We start from the raw sequence: 14,382 nt of genomic DNA, 5'->3' as shown, positions 1-14,382 counted from the left end.
CGTGCCGGACCAGGATGTGGCGCACCTTGGCCGAGTCCATCAGCGGGTCGTACGCGGGAAGGATGGCCCCGCCCGGGATGCCGAAGACGGTGTCCACTCCGACCGCTTCGAGCGAACGGATCAGTGCCTGGGCGCCGGTCATCCCGGGCTCCACGGGCCCGGTCCGTGCGTCGGGGGTGACCGGAGCGGGGGTCGGTTCGGTGGTCTCGGTGCTGTGGATGGTCACGGGGGATTCGGTCAGCTGGGTCATCTGGCGATCTCTCGGTTTCGTCGACGTGGTGGTCCCGCGGGGAGTGCGGGGTGGTGTCCGTGGCCGGGGCCGCTGCGGTGCGCGGCGCCGCTGGGCGGCCAGGGGCGTGTCGGGGAAACCGGGGCAGCAGGGTCTGTCTCCGCGCCGGTCGTCGGTCGTCGCGTGCTGAGGGGTGTTTCAGCGCTCGGTGCGACGCCGTACCGTCAGGAAGCGTCGGCCGGAGGGGAGTTGTCCGGCCCGCAGGAGGTGTCTCGCGCCTCAGCCCTTGTTCGTGGGCGAGTGGCGGGTGAAGAGCAGGAAGATCAGGGCGATGGCGGCGATGGTCGCGCCCAGGCCGTACACGGTCGCGGCGCCGGCGCCGAGGGTGGAGCCGCCGATGATGGTGCCGAGGCCGATGCCGAGGTAGATGGAGGAGGAGTTGAGGGAGACCACCAGCGGGGCCTCCTGGGGGGCGACCTCGATCAGGCGGTGCTGCTGCGGGGGTGTCTGGCACCAGCTGCTGGCGCCCCAGAGGAGGACCAGCAGGCCGACGACGGGCTTGAGGTCGGAGTCGGAGGCGGCGAGCCAGGCGAGGGACCCGAGGGCGACGACCATGGCGGTGTAGCCGACGATCAGGACCTTGGTGGAGCCCCAGCGGTCGGTGGTGTAGCCCGCGGCGAGGTTGCCGATGACGGCGCCGAGGCCGTACAGGAAGAGCATCCACAGGATGGAGCTCTCGGGCACCTTGACGGCTTCCAGCATGGGCACGCTGTACGCGTACGCGGTGTAGCTGGCGCCCATGCCGAGGATGGTGAGCGGCAGGACGGCGAGGACGGCGGGCCGGCGCAGGACGGCGAGGCGGGTGCGCAGCGGCACCCGGACGTTGCCGGGGAGCCGCGGCATGATCAGGCGCAGTATGACGGCGACGAGCAGGCAGAGTCCGGCGACGAGGCCGAGGGCGGTGCGCCAGCCCAGCCAGTGGCTGGCGGCGTTGCCGAGCGGCACGCCGAGTGCGGTGGCGATGGTGAGGCCGCCGATGACCACGGCGAGGGCTCGGGCCCGCAGTTCGGGGCGGACGAGGGAGGCGCTGACGGCTCCGGCGTTGGGGGTGTAGGCGGCGGCGCCGGCGGCGGCGATGATGCGGCTGATGATCAGCACGGCCATGTTGGGGGCCAGTGCCGAGCCGAGGTTGGCGATGCCGAGCGTGAACAGTGCGGTGATCAGCAGGGTTCGGCGGGGAAGCCGGGCGAGGAGGGTGGCCAGGACGGGGGAGAGGACGGCGTAGGCGGCGGCGAAGACGGTGATCGACTGGCCGGCCGTGGCCGGGGAGACGTGCAGGTCCTGGGCCATGGAGGGGAGGAAGCCGGCCACGACGAAGGCGTCCGTGCCGACGGCGAACGTCCCTAAGGCGAGGACGAGGGTGGAGGACAGGCCGCCCTGGGGTGGTGAGCCGGGTTCGGCCGGAGCTTTCCGGTCGGCCGGAATCGAGACACTGGACATCCGGATTCTCCTTGCGGGTCGGTGCGTGTGCTGTGATGGCGCCGCGCGGTGAGGCGGCCGGACCGTCGGGCGTGCGGTCAGCCGGTCATGCGGGCGTAGTGGCGTCGGGTGCGGTCGGCGGCCCCGCCCGGCGCGGCGGCCATGAGGTCGGCCACCGTCTGCCCGGCGAGTTCGCGGCGCCAGGCCAGTTCGGCCTTGCGCATCGCGGTGGCGATCCCGCACGGCTGTCGGAACTCCCGTGCGATGGCGCCACCGCCGTCCGCACGCTGGCGGATCTCGGTGCAGCGGAACACGTCGTCGGGGCCCTCGATGGCGGCGACCACGTCCATCAGGGTGATCTTCTCCGGCCGTCGGCCCAGCCGGAAGCCGCCCTTGGAGCCCGGTGTCGAGCTCAGGATGCCGGCCCGGACCAGCGCCTGTAGGCGCTTGGTCAGGTAGGCCGGCGGCAGGTCGAACCAGGCCGCCAGCCGTGCCGTCGGAACCGGTTGGTCACTGTCGAGCCATGCCAGGGTGAGGCAGCAGTGCAGGCCCCACTCGACTCCTTCACCCATTCGCATAACCAGGACAATACACGTCCAGGTTCTGCGACGCAGGCCGGACGCGCCGGAGGCCCGGAATATGTCAAGTCGCGGCCCTGCGAGGCCGTTGCGGCCCCGCCGGACCTCCGGTACAACGGTTGGCAGCCGTCCGGTCAGGCCCGCGCGTCGGGCCTGAGGACCACCCGTCTGCCGTGCAGCTCGCCGCGTTCCATTCGGCCGTGGACCTCGGCGGCGGCGCTCAGCGGAAGGGTCTCGACCGCCAGGGGGCGCAGCCGTCCGGCCGCGAGCAGGCGGTTGATGCCGACGGCGGCCTCGGCCAGTTCGGTGCTGGTCGCGTGCGAGATCACGAAGCCGGCGATCGAGCAGTCCTTCATGTAGAGCGGCCCGACCGGGAGGACCGGCCGCGAGCGGGCGCCGGCCAGCAGGACGATCCGTCCGCGCGGGGCGAGCAGGTCGACGGCGGTGGCCAGGTCGTTCTCCCCGGACGTGTCGAGGTGGAGGTCGACGCCGCCGGGGCAGGCTCGTGCGAGCCGTTCGGCGAGGTCCGGATCGCGGTAGTCCAGGGCCTCGGCCGCACCCAGGGCGAGGCACTGCTCCAGATCGTGGGCGGAGGCCGTGGCGACGACCCGGGCCCCGGCGTCGACGGCGAGGGTGACCAGCGCGGAGCCGACGTTCCCGGCCGCGCCGGCCACCAGGACGGTCTCGCCGGCCCGCAGGCGGCCGTGCGTGAACAGGCCGAGGTAGGCGGTCGCGGCCGGGTGGACGACGGCGACGGCCTCCTCGGGGAGGACGCCCTCAGGGAGGTGGTAGAGGCGGTCGGCGGGGACGACGACCTGCTCGGAGGCGGCGCCCTGGCGCCCGCCGTGGCCGAGGCTGTTGGTCCACACCCGGTCGCCGACGGCGAAGCCGGGGGTGACCGGCCCGGCCGCGGCGACGGTGCCGACCAGGTCGCGGCCGATCACGAACGGGAACGCGACCGGGGTGCGGAAGAGGCCGGAGCGGACGAAGGTGTCCACCGGGTTGACGGTGGTGGCCGTGACGTCGACCAGGACGTCGGTCGGCCCGGGACGGAGGGAGGGAAGTTCGCCGTAGCGGATGTTCTCGGGCGGCCCGAGGGCCTCGATGAAGGCTGCTCGCATGCTCGGAGAGTCTTCCACCGGTCAACGCCGGGGTGCCGCACGGAAGCCGTTTGTTCGTCAACTCGCGCGCGGCCGGCCCGCCCCTGATGGCCCCGGCACACCCCGCCGGGCGGCTCCGGGGGCGGTCGCGCCTGCCCGCGCGCGCTGTCCGGTGGTCCGGCCATAGGCCGCGCGTGCAGCCGTGTGTCCGGTGCACCTGGGCCGGGCCCGTGCCCTCTGCATACCGTCGACCCATCTGAAGATGCGTCTGCCATGTAGAGGTTGGGGATCTCGATGAGCGACTTCGCCCTGCACATCAGGGATACGCGAACGCCCGGGCGCACGCCGGGCGTTGGCAGTTCCCACGACATCGTCCTCTCGGAGCTGTGCCCGGCGCTGTTCGCGTCGCTGCCCCGGGCGGACCAGCGCCGCAAGGGTGTGGAGTACCTGCGCGGACTGCTGGGCGCGGAGGGCCGCAAGTCGGTGCGCAACATCGCGCGGCTGATCGGCGGGCAGGCCACGGAGCAGAACCTGCACCACTTCATCAGCAGCTCCACCTGGGAGTGGGACCCGGTGCGCGCCGCGCTGGCGCACTACGTGACGTCCGTCGCGCCGCCGCAGGCCTGGGTGGTGCAGCAGACGGTCATCCCGAAGGCCGGGGAGCACTCGGTGGGCGTGGACCGCCGGTTCATCTCCTCGCTCGGCCAGGTGCTCAACGCGCAGCAGGCGGTGGGCGTCTGGGCGGCGTCCGAGGAGGTGAGCATGCCGGTGAACTGGCGGCTGCACCTGTCCCGGGCGTGGCTGGACGACGTGCCGCGGCGCAGCCAGGCGTCCATCCCGGCGAGTGTGGACACCCGGACGCTGGGCGACTGCTCGGTCGAGGCGGTGCTGGAGCTGACCTCGGACTGGCGGCTGCCCACGCTGCCGGTGGTGATGGACGTCCGGGAGCTGGACGGGATGAAGGCGCTGCGGCGGCTGCGCGAGGCGGGGGTGCCGTTCCTCGTGCGGATCAACAGCACGCTGCCGCTCCGCCCGGCCGAGGGGGCCGGGCACGGAGTGGAGGCGATGCCGGCCCACCGGATCATCGGGGCGTGCCGGGACCGCCGGCGGATGGTGACCTGGACCGACCACGACCAGGACGCCGGGCCGCGCACCGCGCTGGTCGGTGCCGTCCGGGTGCGGACGGTGACCGGGGCGGCTTACTCCCCGGGAGTGAACCGCAGGCCGGAGGGCCCGGACCGCGACCTGCTGTTGCTCGGCGCGGGCAGCACCGGCCGGCGCTGGCCGCAGGAGCTGTGGCTGGCCGACGTCCCGGACGCCACGCCGGCCCAGCTGTTCCGGCTGAGCCTGCGGATCGGCCGGGTCGAGCGGGACTTCGACGAGATAGCGGACCGCACCGGCATCCGCGACTACACCGGCCGTTCCTTCAACGGCTGGCACCGCCACGTCACCCTCGCCTCGGCCGCACACGCGGTCGTGGCCCTCTCCCACACCGGCGGCCGCTCGCTCCGCCGGGCGAGCCAGGCCCTGTCCGCCTAGGTCCCCTGGTCGCCCCCGGTCGACGGGCCGTCCTTGACGAGGAGGTCGCGGACGCGCGAGAGCCGGAGGGCGAGCTGGACTTCGAGTGCCTGGCCGGGGTCCTGCCAGTCGGGGCCGAGCAGTTCCGCGATGCGTTCAAGGCGGCGGGCGACGGTGTTCGGGTGGACGTGCAGCTTCTGGGCGGCCCGGGTGGGGCTGGCTCCGGTCTCGAAGTAGGCGTCCAGGGTGCGGCCGAGGTCGGTGAACCGCTGCCGGTCGTACTCGAGCACCGGACCGATGACCGAGTCGACGAAGGAGCGGACGTCCCGGTTGTCGGCGAGCAGGACACCGAGGAAGCCCAGCTCCCGGGGGGAGGCCGAGCGGCCGGTGGCGTCGAGGGCGATCATCGCCTCCAGGCAGCGCAGCGCCTCCTGGTGGCAGTGGTAGACGGAGGCGGCGTCCGCGACCGGCCCGGCCGCCGCCACCGTGATCGGTTCGCTGAGCAGCGGGGCGAGTTCGTTCAGGACGGCCCGGGCCGTCGCGCCGGCGTCGGTGCCGGGCAGCAGCAGCACGGCGTTGCCGCCGTGCCCGACCCGCAGCCCGTTCAGTCGCTGGGCGAGGCCCGTGGCCAGGGCACAGGCCCGGCCGACCGCTCGGGCCTCGGGGCGGACGACCACCACCACGTGCGGCGTGGCCAGGTTGATGCCGAGGCGGCGGGCGCGCTCCTCCAGCTGCTGCGGCGGGCGCTGGGCGCTGGTGAGCAGGTCCTCCATCAGCTCGCCGTGGGCGCGGCCCTGCACGACGGTGGTGTCGCCGGTGCGCAGCAGTTGCACCGCCACCGCCTGGGCGGCCAGTTGCAGCAGTTCGTCGATGCCGGCCGCGGGGAGGTCCTCGGGGTGGAACACCAGGGTGCCGAGTATCTCGCCTCCGGCGGTGACCGGGGCCGCCCAGAGGCCGTCCGCGGTGTGGACCGGGCGTTTGGCGGCGTGCACCTCCGCGGCGGCCGGTCCGGTCTCGGGCATCCGGCCGGTGGTGGTCAGGACGGTGCCGTCCGCCGCGTGGATCCGCAGCGCGCCACCCAGGTTCCGGCTCACGGCTTCGGCGAGGCCGTGCAGGTCGCCGTCGGTCAGAGCCCGTTCGATCAGCTCGTGATGGATGCGCCGGTGCTCGCTGAGCTCCCGCAGCGACTCGGTGGTGCGTCCGTGCTCCTCGCGCAGGGTCTGCACGGTGGCCTTGGCGTCGTCGAGGACGAGGGTGCGCTGGACGGCCAGGCCGGCGAGCTCGCCGAGCAGGTTCGCGGTGGAGATCTCCTCCGGCGTGTAGTGCCGCACGTTGCGGTCGGCGACGTAGAGCGCGCCGAAGGGGTGCGGGCCGTAGCTCAGCGGGACGGCCATGATCGCGCGCAGCGCCTCGGCCCGGACCACCTCGTCGATGTCGGTGCTGTGCCGGATCCGGTCGTCGTCGAGGTAGTCCGGGGTCCAGACCGGCGCGAGGTTGGCGACGGCGGCGTGGCCGAGGCCGGAGCCGCCGGTCAGCCGGAGGCCGACGTTGAGCATGGAGGTGTGGCCGTCCGACGCCCGGATGTAGGACAGGCCGTCCTCCGGTCCGGGGAAGCTGACGTACGCCATGTCCGCGCCGAGGAGCAGGCGCGAGCGCCGGGTGGCGACCTTGAGCACCCCGTCGAGGGTGTCGGGGACGAGGAGGTCCCGGGCGGTGTCGAGCAGCGCGGACAGGCCCGCTTCGCGGTGCTGGCGCCCGCGGCGCTGGGCGCAGATGTCCAGTCCGAGCCGGACGGCCCGTTCCAGTGCGGCCGTCTCGGCCTCGCGGGCGCCGTCGCGGGCGGCCTCGGCGAGCAGTGACTCGATGCGGGCCGGTGGTGCTTCCGCCACCAGCAAGGTCAGTACCGTCAGCGCGTCAGGCCTTTTCCTGACCTCCTGTTGGGCCACGCTTTACCCCCACCTGTGCACATCGGCCGTTTTGCCTGGCACATGCCAGGTGATGCAAAGTGTTTATCATGTCACTTTGGGTGGGGCTCGGGTGATTCCAGGGTGTGGACGGTGGAGGGGGCACCGCCGAGTGGCCCCCGATGTGTTGCCGGGTCACCTTCCCGCCGCCCGCGCCGGTTGAGGAGGATGACGTGGAGGCCGCCGGGGAGGTGGTCCGGGCGGCAAAGCCCAGCTGGCGCGGTGGGGGGCACGGGCGGACGGCATGAAGGCGCTACAGGACTACCACCGTTCGCTGGAGCGGAGCAGGGCCGCGCTGGAGCACCCGCACCGGCCCGCCACCTTCCGGCTCTGCGGCCGCGAATGGGACCTGCTGCCAGGGATTTTCGCCCCGGTCTACTCGCCCACCAGCGAGATCTCCATGCGCCTGCTCGGCCTGGACGACCCGCGGGCCGCCGGGCGCTCCGGCTCGCTGCTGGAGATCGGCTGCGGCACCGGTGTCATCGCGGTGGCCGCGGCACTGGCCGGGCACACCCGGGTGGTGGCCGGCGACATCAACGAGGCCGCCGTCCGCAACACCGGGATGAACGCCCGCCGGCACGGCGTCGCCGACCGCGTCCACGGCGTGCACAGCGACCTGTTCGCCGCGCTCGCGCCCGAGGAGCGCTTCGACACCGTCTTCTGGCACTCCAACTACGTGCTCGCGCCGGAGGACTACCGCTACCGGACGATGCACGAGCGCGGCTACGTCGACCCGGGCTACGCCGCCCACCGCCGCTTCCTCGTCGAGGCTCCGGGCCGGCTGGCTCCGGGCGGCTCGGTGCTGCTGCACTTCAGCGAGCGCGGCGACCTCACGGAGCTCCTCCGGATCGCCGAGGAGTGCGGGCGCACCCTGCGGGTGGTGCGCGGCGGCGTCTTCCCGGAGGGCGAGGAGGAGGTCGAGCACATGTTGGTCGAGGTGACGGTGGCGCGCGGCCGGTCCGGCGGCGAGGCGGCAGCTGGTACCGGCCTCTGACGTCCGGGTCCGGAGGCCCGATCGGCCGCGCCGACTTCGGCATATGCCACGAGGTGGCGGCGCACGGTGGTCCGCCCACCTCCGGGGTAGCCGTGGGCCACCAGGGCCCGGCCGTGCCCGACGGCGTCCGGGAGGCGCGCGCGTCCGAGCCGTTCCATGGCCGGATCTCGCCGGTCCGCCACCTCGGGACGGACGTGTCCGAGGGCTGCCGTCACCGTTTCCCGTCGTGCCCGGGCGACATCTGACGGAGTGTGCCGCCACCTGATGGAGTATCCGCCACCTGACGAAGTGCGGGGGCGGGCGTTGGCGGCGCCTGGTGGCGCGCCACAGGATCTGGAAGAGCCTCGACCGTTCGGCGGCCGGCGGACCGCTGCCGGACCGTGACCCGGCCCGCGGGCCCGCCGGTCCTGCCCCACCCGTGCCATCCACGGCCTCGCCACGACGCCCTTCCGTGCGCGCCCGGAACGGCGCCACACACCACCGCACCGCGAGAGCAACCGAGAGCGCAACCGAGAGAGCAACCGAGAGAGCGACGGGCCGGCCACGCGTCGGCCCCGAGGGAGGTCCGGCAGTGACGAACACGATCGCCCTGGTCACCGGGGCAGCAGGCGGCATCGGCGCGGCCGTGGTCCGGGCCCTGGCCGAACAGGGCACCGCGGTGGCCGCGGTGGACCGCGACGAGGAGGGCCTGCGCAAGACCGTGGCCGCCCTCGCCGCGGAGGGCCTGCGGGCCGAGGCCCACCCGGTGGACGTCAGCGACCACCGCGCCGTCGACCTGCTCGTCGACCGGGTGGAGCGCGAACTCGGGCCCGTGGACCAACTGGTCAACGCCGCCGGGGTGTTGCGCCTGGGCGAGGTCCGGAACTTCTCCGTCGAGGACTGGGCGGCCACCTTCGCGGTCAACGTCAACGGCGTCTTCCACGTGTCCCGCGCGGTGGTCGACCGGATGATCCCGCGCGGGCGCGGCGCCATCGTCACCGTCGCCTCCAACGCCGCCCGCACCCCGCGCACCGAGATGGCCGCCTACGCCGCTTCCAAGGCCGCCGCGACGATGTTCACCAAGAGCCTCGGCCTGGAGGTCGCCAGGTACGGCATCCGCTGCAACCTCGTCGCCCCCGGATCCACCGACACCCCGATGCTGACCTCGATGTGGCACGACGAATCCGGCCCGCAGGGCACCCTGCACGGCCGCGCGGACGCCTTCCGGGTCGGCATCCCGCTCAACAAGCTGGCCAGCCCCGCCGACATCGCCGCCGCCGTGCTCTTCCTGCTCTCCGACGCGGCCGGCCACATCACCCTGCACGACCTCACCGTCGACGGCGGCGCCGGCCTCGGCGCCTGACCGGCTCGACCAACTCACCATTCCCCCAGGAGAGTCCACCGCATGGCAGGCATTCCGACCATCGAGCCCTATCCGATGCCGACCGCGGGCGAGCTGCCCGACAACACCGTGTCGTGGACCGTCCGCCCGGACCGCGCGGTGCTGCTCGTGCACGACATGCAGCGCTACTTCCTGCGCCCCTTTCCGGCGGACGGGGCACCCGGCCGGGAGCTGCTGAACAACGCCGGCCTGTTGCGCCGCCGGGCCGCCGAGCTCGGCGTGCCGGTCGCCTACACCGCCCAGCCGGGCGGCATGACCACCGAACAGCGCGGGCTGTTGCTGGACTTCTGGGGCCCCGGGATGCGGGTGGACCCGGTCGACCGCGAGGTCGTCGAGTCGCTCGCCCCGGCCCCCGGCGACTGGCTGCTCACCAAGTGGCGCTACAGCGCCTTCTTCCGCTCCGACCTGCTCCAGCGGATGCGCGAGGAGGGCCGCGACCAGCTGATCCTGTGCGGCGTGTACGCCCACGTGGGCGTCCTGATGACGGCCGTCGACGCCTTCACCAACGACATCCGGCCGTTCCTGGTCGCCGACGCCGTCGCGGACTTCTCCGCCGCCCACCACCGGCTCGCCCTGGAGTACGCCGCCGCGCGCTGCGCGATGCTGACCACGGCCAAGGAGACCTTCGGATGACCGACCGGACGACGGACCGGACGAGCGGGCGGACGGCGGACCGGACGACCGGGGAACTGCTGCGCCGGGTGCTCGCGGAGCGGCCGCCCGCCTTCGCCCTCCTGCACCGGCCCGAGACCACCGGCCCGGGCACGCTGGACGTCCTGTTCGGCGAGGTCGCCACCGCGCACACGCTGGACGCCGTCCCGCTGGGCCCCGAGCCCGGCCGCCCGGGCCCGGAGGTCCTGGTCCTGGTCCCGTACCGGCAGATCGCCGAGCGCGGCTTCGAGGCCCGGGACGACGGCGCCCCGCTGCTCGCCATGACGGTGACCGAGCACGCCACCGTCGACCTCGGCGAAGCGCTGGCGCTGATCCCGGACCGGCCCACCGAGCTGACCGGCGCCCGCTTCGACCTCGGCGACGAGGAGTACGCCGACATCGTCCGCCGGGTGGTCGCCGAGGAGATCGGGCAGGGCGTCGGCGCCAACTTCGTCGTCCGCCGCACCTTCCTGGCCGAGATCGGCGACTACACCCTGCACGCCGCGCTGGCCTTCTTCCGCCGGCTGACCGAGCGCGAGGCGGGCGCCTACTGGACCTTCGTCGTGCACACCGGGGAGCGGACCTTCGTCGGCGCCAGCCCCGAGCGGCACATCAGCCTGGCCGACGGCGTCGCCGTGATGAACCCGATCAGCGGCACCTACCGCTACCCGGCCTCCGGCCCCACCCTGGCCGGCGTGATGGACTTCCTCGCCGACCGCAAGGAGGCCGACGAGCTCTACATGGTGGTCGACGAGGAGCTCAAGATGATGGCCCGGATCTGCGAGGGCGGCGGCCGGGTGGTCGGCCCGTACCTCAAGGAGATGGCCCGGCTCGCGCACACCGAGTACCTCATCGAGGGCCGAACCGACCGCGACCCGCGCGAGATCCTCCGCGAGACGATGTTCGCCCCGACCGTCACCGGCAGCCCGCTGGAGAGCGCCGCCCGGGTCATCCGCCGTTACGAGCCCGCCGGGCGCGGCTACTACAGCGGCGTGGCCGCGCTGATCGGCCGGGACGAGCACGGCGGGCGCACGATGGACTCCGCGATCCTGATCCGCACCGCCGACATCGACGCCGTCGGCCGGATCCGGATCGGGGTCGGCGCCACCCTGGTGCGCCACTCCGACCCGGCCTCCGAGGTCGCCGAGACCAGGGCCAAGGCGGCCGGGCTGCTGGCCGCGCTGGAGGCCGCAGGCCCGCGCACCTTCGCCGGCCACCCCCGGGTCCGGGCCGCGCTGGAGCGGCGCAACACCGTCATCTCGGACTTCTGGCTGGCCGAGGACGCGGACCGCGCCCGGCGGCTCGCCGAGTTCGCCGGGCGTCGGGTGCTCGTGATCGACGCCGAGGACACCTTCACCGCCATGATCGGCCACCAACTCCAGTCACTGGGACTTGAGGTGACGATCCGTCGGTTCGACGAGCGCTACGCCTTCGACGGCTTCGACCTGGTCGTGATGGGCCCGGGGCCGGGCGACCCTCGGCAGGCCGACCACCCCAAGATCGCCAGTCTGCGCGCCGCGGTGGCCGAGTTGCTCGCCCGGCGGCGCCCGTTCGTCGCGGTCTGCCTCAGCCACCAGGTGCTGTCCACCCTGCTCGGCCTGCCGCTGCGCCGCCGGGACGTCCCCAACCAGGGCGTCCAGCGCGAGATCGACCTGTTCGGCGCTCGCGAGCGGGTGGGCTTCTACAACACCTTCGCCGCCGTCAGCCCGCACGACACGGTCGACGTGGACGGCGTCGGCACCGTCGAGGCCGGCCGCGACCGGGAGACCGGCGAGGTGCACGCCCTGCGCGGCCCGCACTTCGCGTCCATGCAGTTCCACGCCGAGTCGGTGCTCACCCAGGACGGCCCCCGGATCGTCGGCGGCCTGATCGCCGAGGTCCTCCGGGCCGGGGCGATCCTTGCCGGGTAGTCTCCGGGGGACCGCACGGGAGAGAGGCCGACAGGATGGGTGATGACCGCGCCACCGGCGAATGGGGAGCGGAACTGCTCGACGTCGGGGCCTACCTGGCCCGCACCGGCGTTTCCGGTCCGCGGCCTCCCGAACCCGGGACGCTGCGCCGGCTGCACCGCGCCCACCTGCTGGCCCTTCCGTTCGAGAACCTCGACATCCCGCTCGGCCGCGGCATCCCGCTCGACCTGGACCGCGTCCAGGCCAAGCTGGTCGCCGGCGGCCGCGGCGGCTACTGCTTCGAACAGAACCTGCTCTTCGCCGCGGTGCTGGAACGCCTGGGCTTCCAGGTCACCAGGCTCGCCGCCCGAGCCCTGCTGAACGCCGGCCGACCGCTGCCGCGCACCCACCTGGTGCTGCTGGTGACGGCCGGCCGGGCGCGTTTCCTCGCCGACGTCGGCTTCGGTGACAAGGGGCCGCTGGAACCGCTGCCGCTGACCGACGGCGCCCTGGCCGAGCCCGACGGCTGGACTCACCGGCTCCGCCGGGTCGGCTCGGCGCCGGACAGCTGGGTGCTCGAACTCCTCCGCCCCGACGGGTGGTTGCCGCTCTACCGGTTCGAGACGGGCCTGCCGCTGCACCAGGTCGACTGCGTGGTGATGAACCACTACACCTCCACCCACGAGCGCTCCCCGTTCACCGGCCGGGCCTACCTGTCCAGGATCACGCCGCAGCGGCGGCTCTCCCTCGACGGCCGGCGGCTGGTCGTCGCCCGCGCCGACGGCACGACGGAGGCCGCGGAGCTCACCGACGAGCGGTACGCCGCCGTCCTCGCGGAGGACTTCGGCGTCCGGCTCGGGCCCGGGGACCTGCGGTCCGTCCTGCGGAGCCTGCCGGCCGTCGGCCCCGCCTGACACGCGTCGGCCCCGGCGGGTCTCACGACACCGCCGGGGCCGACGCCTTCCCCGGCTCAGGCCTCCTCGGCCGTGGCCAGCTCCCTGGCCAGCTCCAGCCGCTTCACCTTGGTCGTGGCGGTGTGCGGCAGCTCGTCCAACCGGCGCTGCACGGGCGGGGCCAGGGTGGGCAGGCCGGCCACCGCGCGCTTCCAGCGGGCGAGGTCGAGCGGCCGGTCGTCCCGGGTGCAGACCACGGGCACCGGGGCGCTGTCCCCGCCGGGCACGATGATCACCTCCAGCAGCTCGGGCAGCCGGGTGAACAGCTTGTCCTCCAGGTCCAGGGTGCTGTTGATCCCCGGGATCTCGTCGACCTCGCGGTCCAGCAGATGCAGGCAGCCCCACCGGCCGCGGTAGCCGAGGTCGCCCATCCGCCACCAGCCGTCCGGCGAGAACTGGCCCTTGAAGCGCTCCCGCTCGCCGAAGTAGGTGACGATCTGCCCGCCGCTGCGCACCTCGATGTGGCCGGGGGAGTCCTTGGTCACCGGCCGGCCGTCCCGGCTGACCACCCGGACCTCGGTCATCCCGGGGAAGGTCCGCCCGACGCAGCGGCCGTCGGCGCCGCTGCGGCGGTGCCGGGTGTAGGTGCGGGCGGCGATGGCGCCGGTCTCGCTCTGCCCGTACGTCTGGGCGAAGAACGGCAGGCTGCGCTCGGACGCGCCCAGCAGGGTGTCGACCGTGCGCGGGTGGATGGCGTCGAAGGTGTTGCTGAAGCAGCGGACCTTGGCCAGCGGTTTCGCCGGGTGGTCCGCCAGGACCTCCCAGCTCAGCAGGGTGTTGGGGTGGGACTCGATCACCCCCGGGGGGATCCGGGCGAACAGCTTCGCGACGTGCTCCGGCTCGTCGTCCCGCAGGATGATCATGGGATGGCCGCGCAGCGCGAACAGCGCGGCCCCGCTGATCATCCGCGAGTGGACGAAGGAGACGTGTACGGCGATCGGCTCGTGCCGCCCGACCGGGGCGAGCAGCACCGACTGCGGGCGGCAGCGGGCCTGGATCGTGATGCCGGTCTGGACGGCGAGCTTGGGCAGGCCGGTGGTGCCCGAGGTGTGGGTGATCAGGGCCGGCCGGTCCTGCGGCATGGTCACCGGCGCCACCCGCTCGACCCCGGCCAGCCCGGCCAGCGCGGTCGCGCCCGGGAACTCCCCGGTGGCCACCAGCACCCGCTCGGTCAGGTCGAACACCTCGGACGGGAGCGCCTCCTCCAGCTTCGCCGCGTCGGTGAGCAGCGTCGGCCGGGACAGTCGCCCCAGCAGGCGGGCGACGGTGGCGCCGTCCAGCTTCGGGGACAGCAGTACCGGCACCCCGCCGACCCGGGCGACGCTGTAGGCGAGCAGGGAGATGTCGAAGCTGTCCGACTTGTGGATCACCACGTGCGAGCCGGGGCGGACCTGGGAAGCCCACAGCCGGGCGGCGAAGTCGTCGATCAGGTCGGCGAGTTCGGTCAGGGTGACCCGCCGGCCCAGCTCCGGGGCGATGTCGAGGTCGTGGTCGAGGTAGACCGGGCTCGCCGGGTGACGGGCGGCCGCGCGATCGAAGACCGTGCCCAGTCGGATGCCTCGGTTGCCGACGCGTTGCAGGAACATGCTCCTCTTCCCCTTCGGTTGGTCGCGGATCGCTCGGGCGGCCGGCGCCGGGGCGCCGAC

At 73.6% G+C, this 14,382-nt stretch carries 12 protein-coding genes; 6 read left to right on the top strand and 6 right to left on the bottom strand.

Annotated elements, in window-relative coordinates; translation table 11 throughout:
* From ACIQVZ_RS36570 to ACIQVZ_RS36555, 4 genes are all read right to left on the bottom strand, one after another.
* Window positions 1–241 (bottom strand): thiamine pyrophosphate-binding protein (locus ACIQVZ_RS36570; RefSeq protein ID WP_402456191.1); only part of this gene is annotated, 241 nt, incomplete at its 3' end.
* Window positions 242–508: 267 nt separating this feature from the next.
* Complete coding sequence (locus ACIQVZ_RS36565) at window positions 509–1,729, bottom strand: MFS transporter (RefSeq protein WP_350886770.1); 1,221 nt, start codon at window positions 1,727–1,729, stop codon at window positions 509–511.
* Window positions 1,730–1,806: 77 nt separating this feature from the next.
* Window positions 1,807–2,286, bottom strand: coding sequence for an Rrf2 family transcriptional regulator (locus tag ACIQVZ_RS36560; protein WP_350886768.1), 480 nt, complete (start codon window positions 2,284–2,286; stop codon window positions 1,807–1,809).
* A 134-nt stretch (window positions 2,287–2,420) separates the two neighbouring features.
* Entirely contained in the window at window positions 2,421–3,407 is a 987-nt protein-coding gene (locus tag ACIQVZ_RS36555; RefSeq protein ID WP_350886766.1) for an NADPH:quinone reductase, read from the bottom strand.
* A gap of 273 nt (window positions 3,408–3,680) precedes the next feature.
* Between ACIQVZ_RS36555 and ACIQVZ_RS36550 the strand changes: the two genes are divergently transcribed.
* Window positions 3,681–4,925: an IS701 family transposase gene (locus tag ACIQVZ_RS36550; protein WP_402456184.1), complete on the top strand. Its 1,245-nt coding sequence runs from the start codon at window positions 3,681–3,683 to the stop codon at window positions 4,923–4,925.
* On the opposite strand, the gene ACIQVZ_RS36545 is transcribed toward ACIQVZ_RS36550, so the two are convergent.
* Window positions 4,922–6,793: a helix-turn-helix domain-containing protein gene (locus ACIQVZ_RS36545; protein WP_402456189.1), complete on the bottom strand. Its 1,872-nt coding sequence runs from the start codon at window positions 6,791–6,793 to the stop codon at window positions 4,922–4,924. The two genes, ACIQVZ_RS36550 and ACIQVZ_RS36545, sit on opposite strands and share 4 nt — an antisense overlap.
* 319 nt (window positions 6,794–7,112) lie before the next feature.
* On the opposite strand from ACIQVZ_RS36545, the gene ACIQVZ_RS36540 reads away from it, so the two are divergent.
* The 5 genes from ACIQVZ_RS36540 (at window position 7,113) to ACIQVZ_RS36520 (ending at window position 12,697) form a co-directional block, all read left to right on the top strand.
* Window positions 7,113–7,862, top strand: coding sequence for a class I SAM-dependent methyltransferase (locus tag ACIQVZ_RS36540; protein ID WP_350886761.1), 750 nt, complete (start codon window positions 7,113–7,115; stop codon window positions 7,860–7,862).
* A 571-nt stretch (window positions 7,863–8,433) separates the two neighbouring features.
* On the top strand, window positions 8,434–9,204 hold the full coding sequence (locus ACIQVZ_RS36535; RefSeq protein WP_402456182.1) for a 2,3-dihydro-2,3-dihydroxybenzoate dehydrogenase: 771 nt from the start codon (window positions 8,434–8,436) through the stop codon (window positions 9,202–9,204).
* Between the two features lie 42 nt (window positions 9,205–9,246).
* Window positions 9,247–9,876, top strand: a complete 630-nt coding sequence (locus ACIQVZ_RS36530; RefSeq protein WP_402456180.1) for an isochorismatase family protein — start codon at window positions 9,247–9,249, stop codon at window positions 9,874–9,876.
* Window positions 9,873–11,804 carry an anthranilate synthase family protein gene (locus ACIQVZ_RS36525; RefSeq protein ID WP_350886753.1) on the top strand — a complete coding sequence of 644 codons (1,932 nt, stop codon included), beginning with the start codon at window positions 9,873–9,875 and terminating at the stop codon, window positions 11,802–11,804. Before ACIQVZ_RS36530 ends, ACIQVZ_RS36525 begins: the two co-directional genes overlap by 4 nt.
* Before the next feature lie 35 nt (window positions 11,805–11,839).
* On the top strand, window positions 11,840–12,697 hold the full coding sequence (locus ACIQVZ_RS36520; RefSeq protein ID WP_350886751.1) for an arylamine N-acetyltransferase: 858 nt from the start codon (window positions 11,840–11,842) through the stop codon (window positions 12,695–12,697).
* A gap of 56 nt (window positions 12,698–12,753) precedes the next feature.
* On the opposite strand, the gene ACIQVZ_RS36515 is transcribed toward ACIQVZ_RS36520, so the two are convergent.
* Window positions 12,754–14,322 carry a class I adenylate-forming enzyme family protein gene (locus tag ACIQVZ_RS36515; RefSeq protein WP_402456178.1) on the bottom strand — a complete coding sequence of 523 codons (1,569 nt, stop codon included), beginning with the start codon at window positions 14,320–14,322 and terminating at the stop codon, window positions 12,754–12,756.
* Window positions 14,323–14,382 lie beyond the last annotated feature (60 nt).

Origin of the sequence: Kitasatospora sp. NPDC098663, from assembly GCF_044760075.1 — a bacterium.
Taxonomy (GTDB): domain Bacteria; phylum Actinomycetota; class Actinomycetes; order Streptomycetales; family Streptomycetaceae; genus Kitasatospora.
This window is presented reverse-complemented; position numbering and strand designations above follow the sequence as displayed.

Coding starts and splice junctions, on each gene's coding strand:
- ACIQVZ_RS36530 (WP_402456180.1), top strand. CDS start 9,247: ATGGCAGGCATTCCGACCATCGAGCCCTATCCGATGCCGACCGCGGGC.
- ACIQVZ_RS36560 (WP_350886768.1), bottom strand. CDS start 2,286: ATGCGAATGGGTGAAGGAGTCGAGTGGGGCCTGCACTGCTGCCTCACC.
- ACIQVZ_RS36525 (WP_350886753.1), top strand. CDS start 9,873: ATGACCGACCGGACGACGGACCGGACGAGCGGGCGGACGGCGGACCGG.
- ACIQVZ_RS36520 (WP_350886751.1), top strand. CDS start 11,840: ATGGGTGATGACCGCGCCACCGGCGAATGGGGAGCGGAACTGCTCGAC.
- ACIQVZ_RS36555 (WP_350886766.1), bottom strand. CDS start 3,407: ATGCGAGCAGCCTTCATCGAGGCCCTCGGGCCGCCCGAGAACATCCGC.
- ACIQVZ_RS36550 (WP_402456184.1), top strand. CDS start 3,681: ATGAGCGACTTCGCCCTGCACATCAGGGATACGCGAACGCCCGGGCGC.
- ACIQVZ_RS36540 (WP_350886761.1), top strand. CDS start 7,113: ATGAAGGCGCTACAGGACTACCACCGTTCGCTGGAGCGGAGCAGGGCC.
- ACIQVZ_RS36565 (WP_350886770.1), bottom strand. CDS start 1,729: ATGTCCAGTGTCTCGATTCCGGCCGACCGGAAAGCTCCGGCCGAACCC.
- ACIQVZ_RS36515 (WP_402456178.1), bottom strand. CDS start 14,322: ATGTTCCTGCAACGCGTCGGCAACCGAGGCATCCGACTGGGCACGGTC.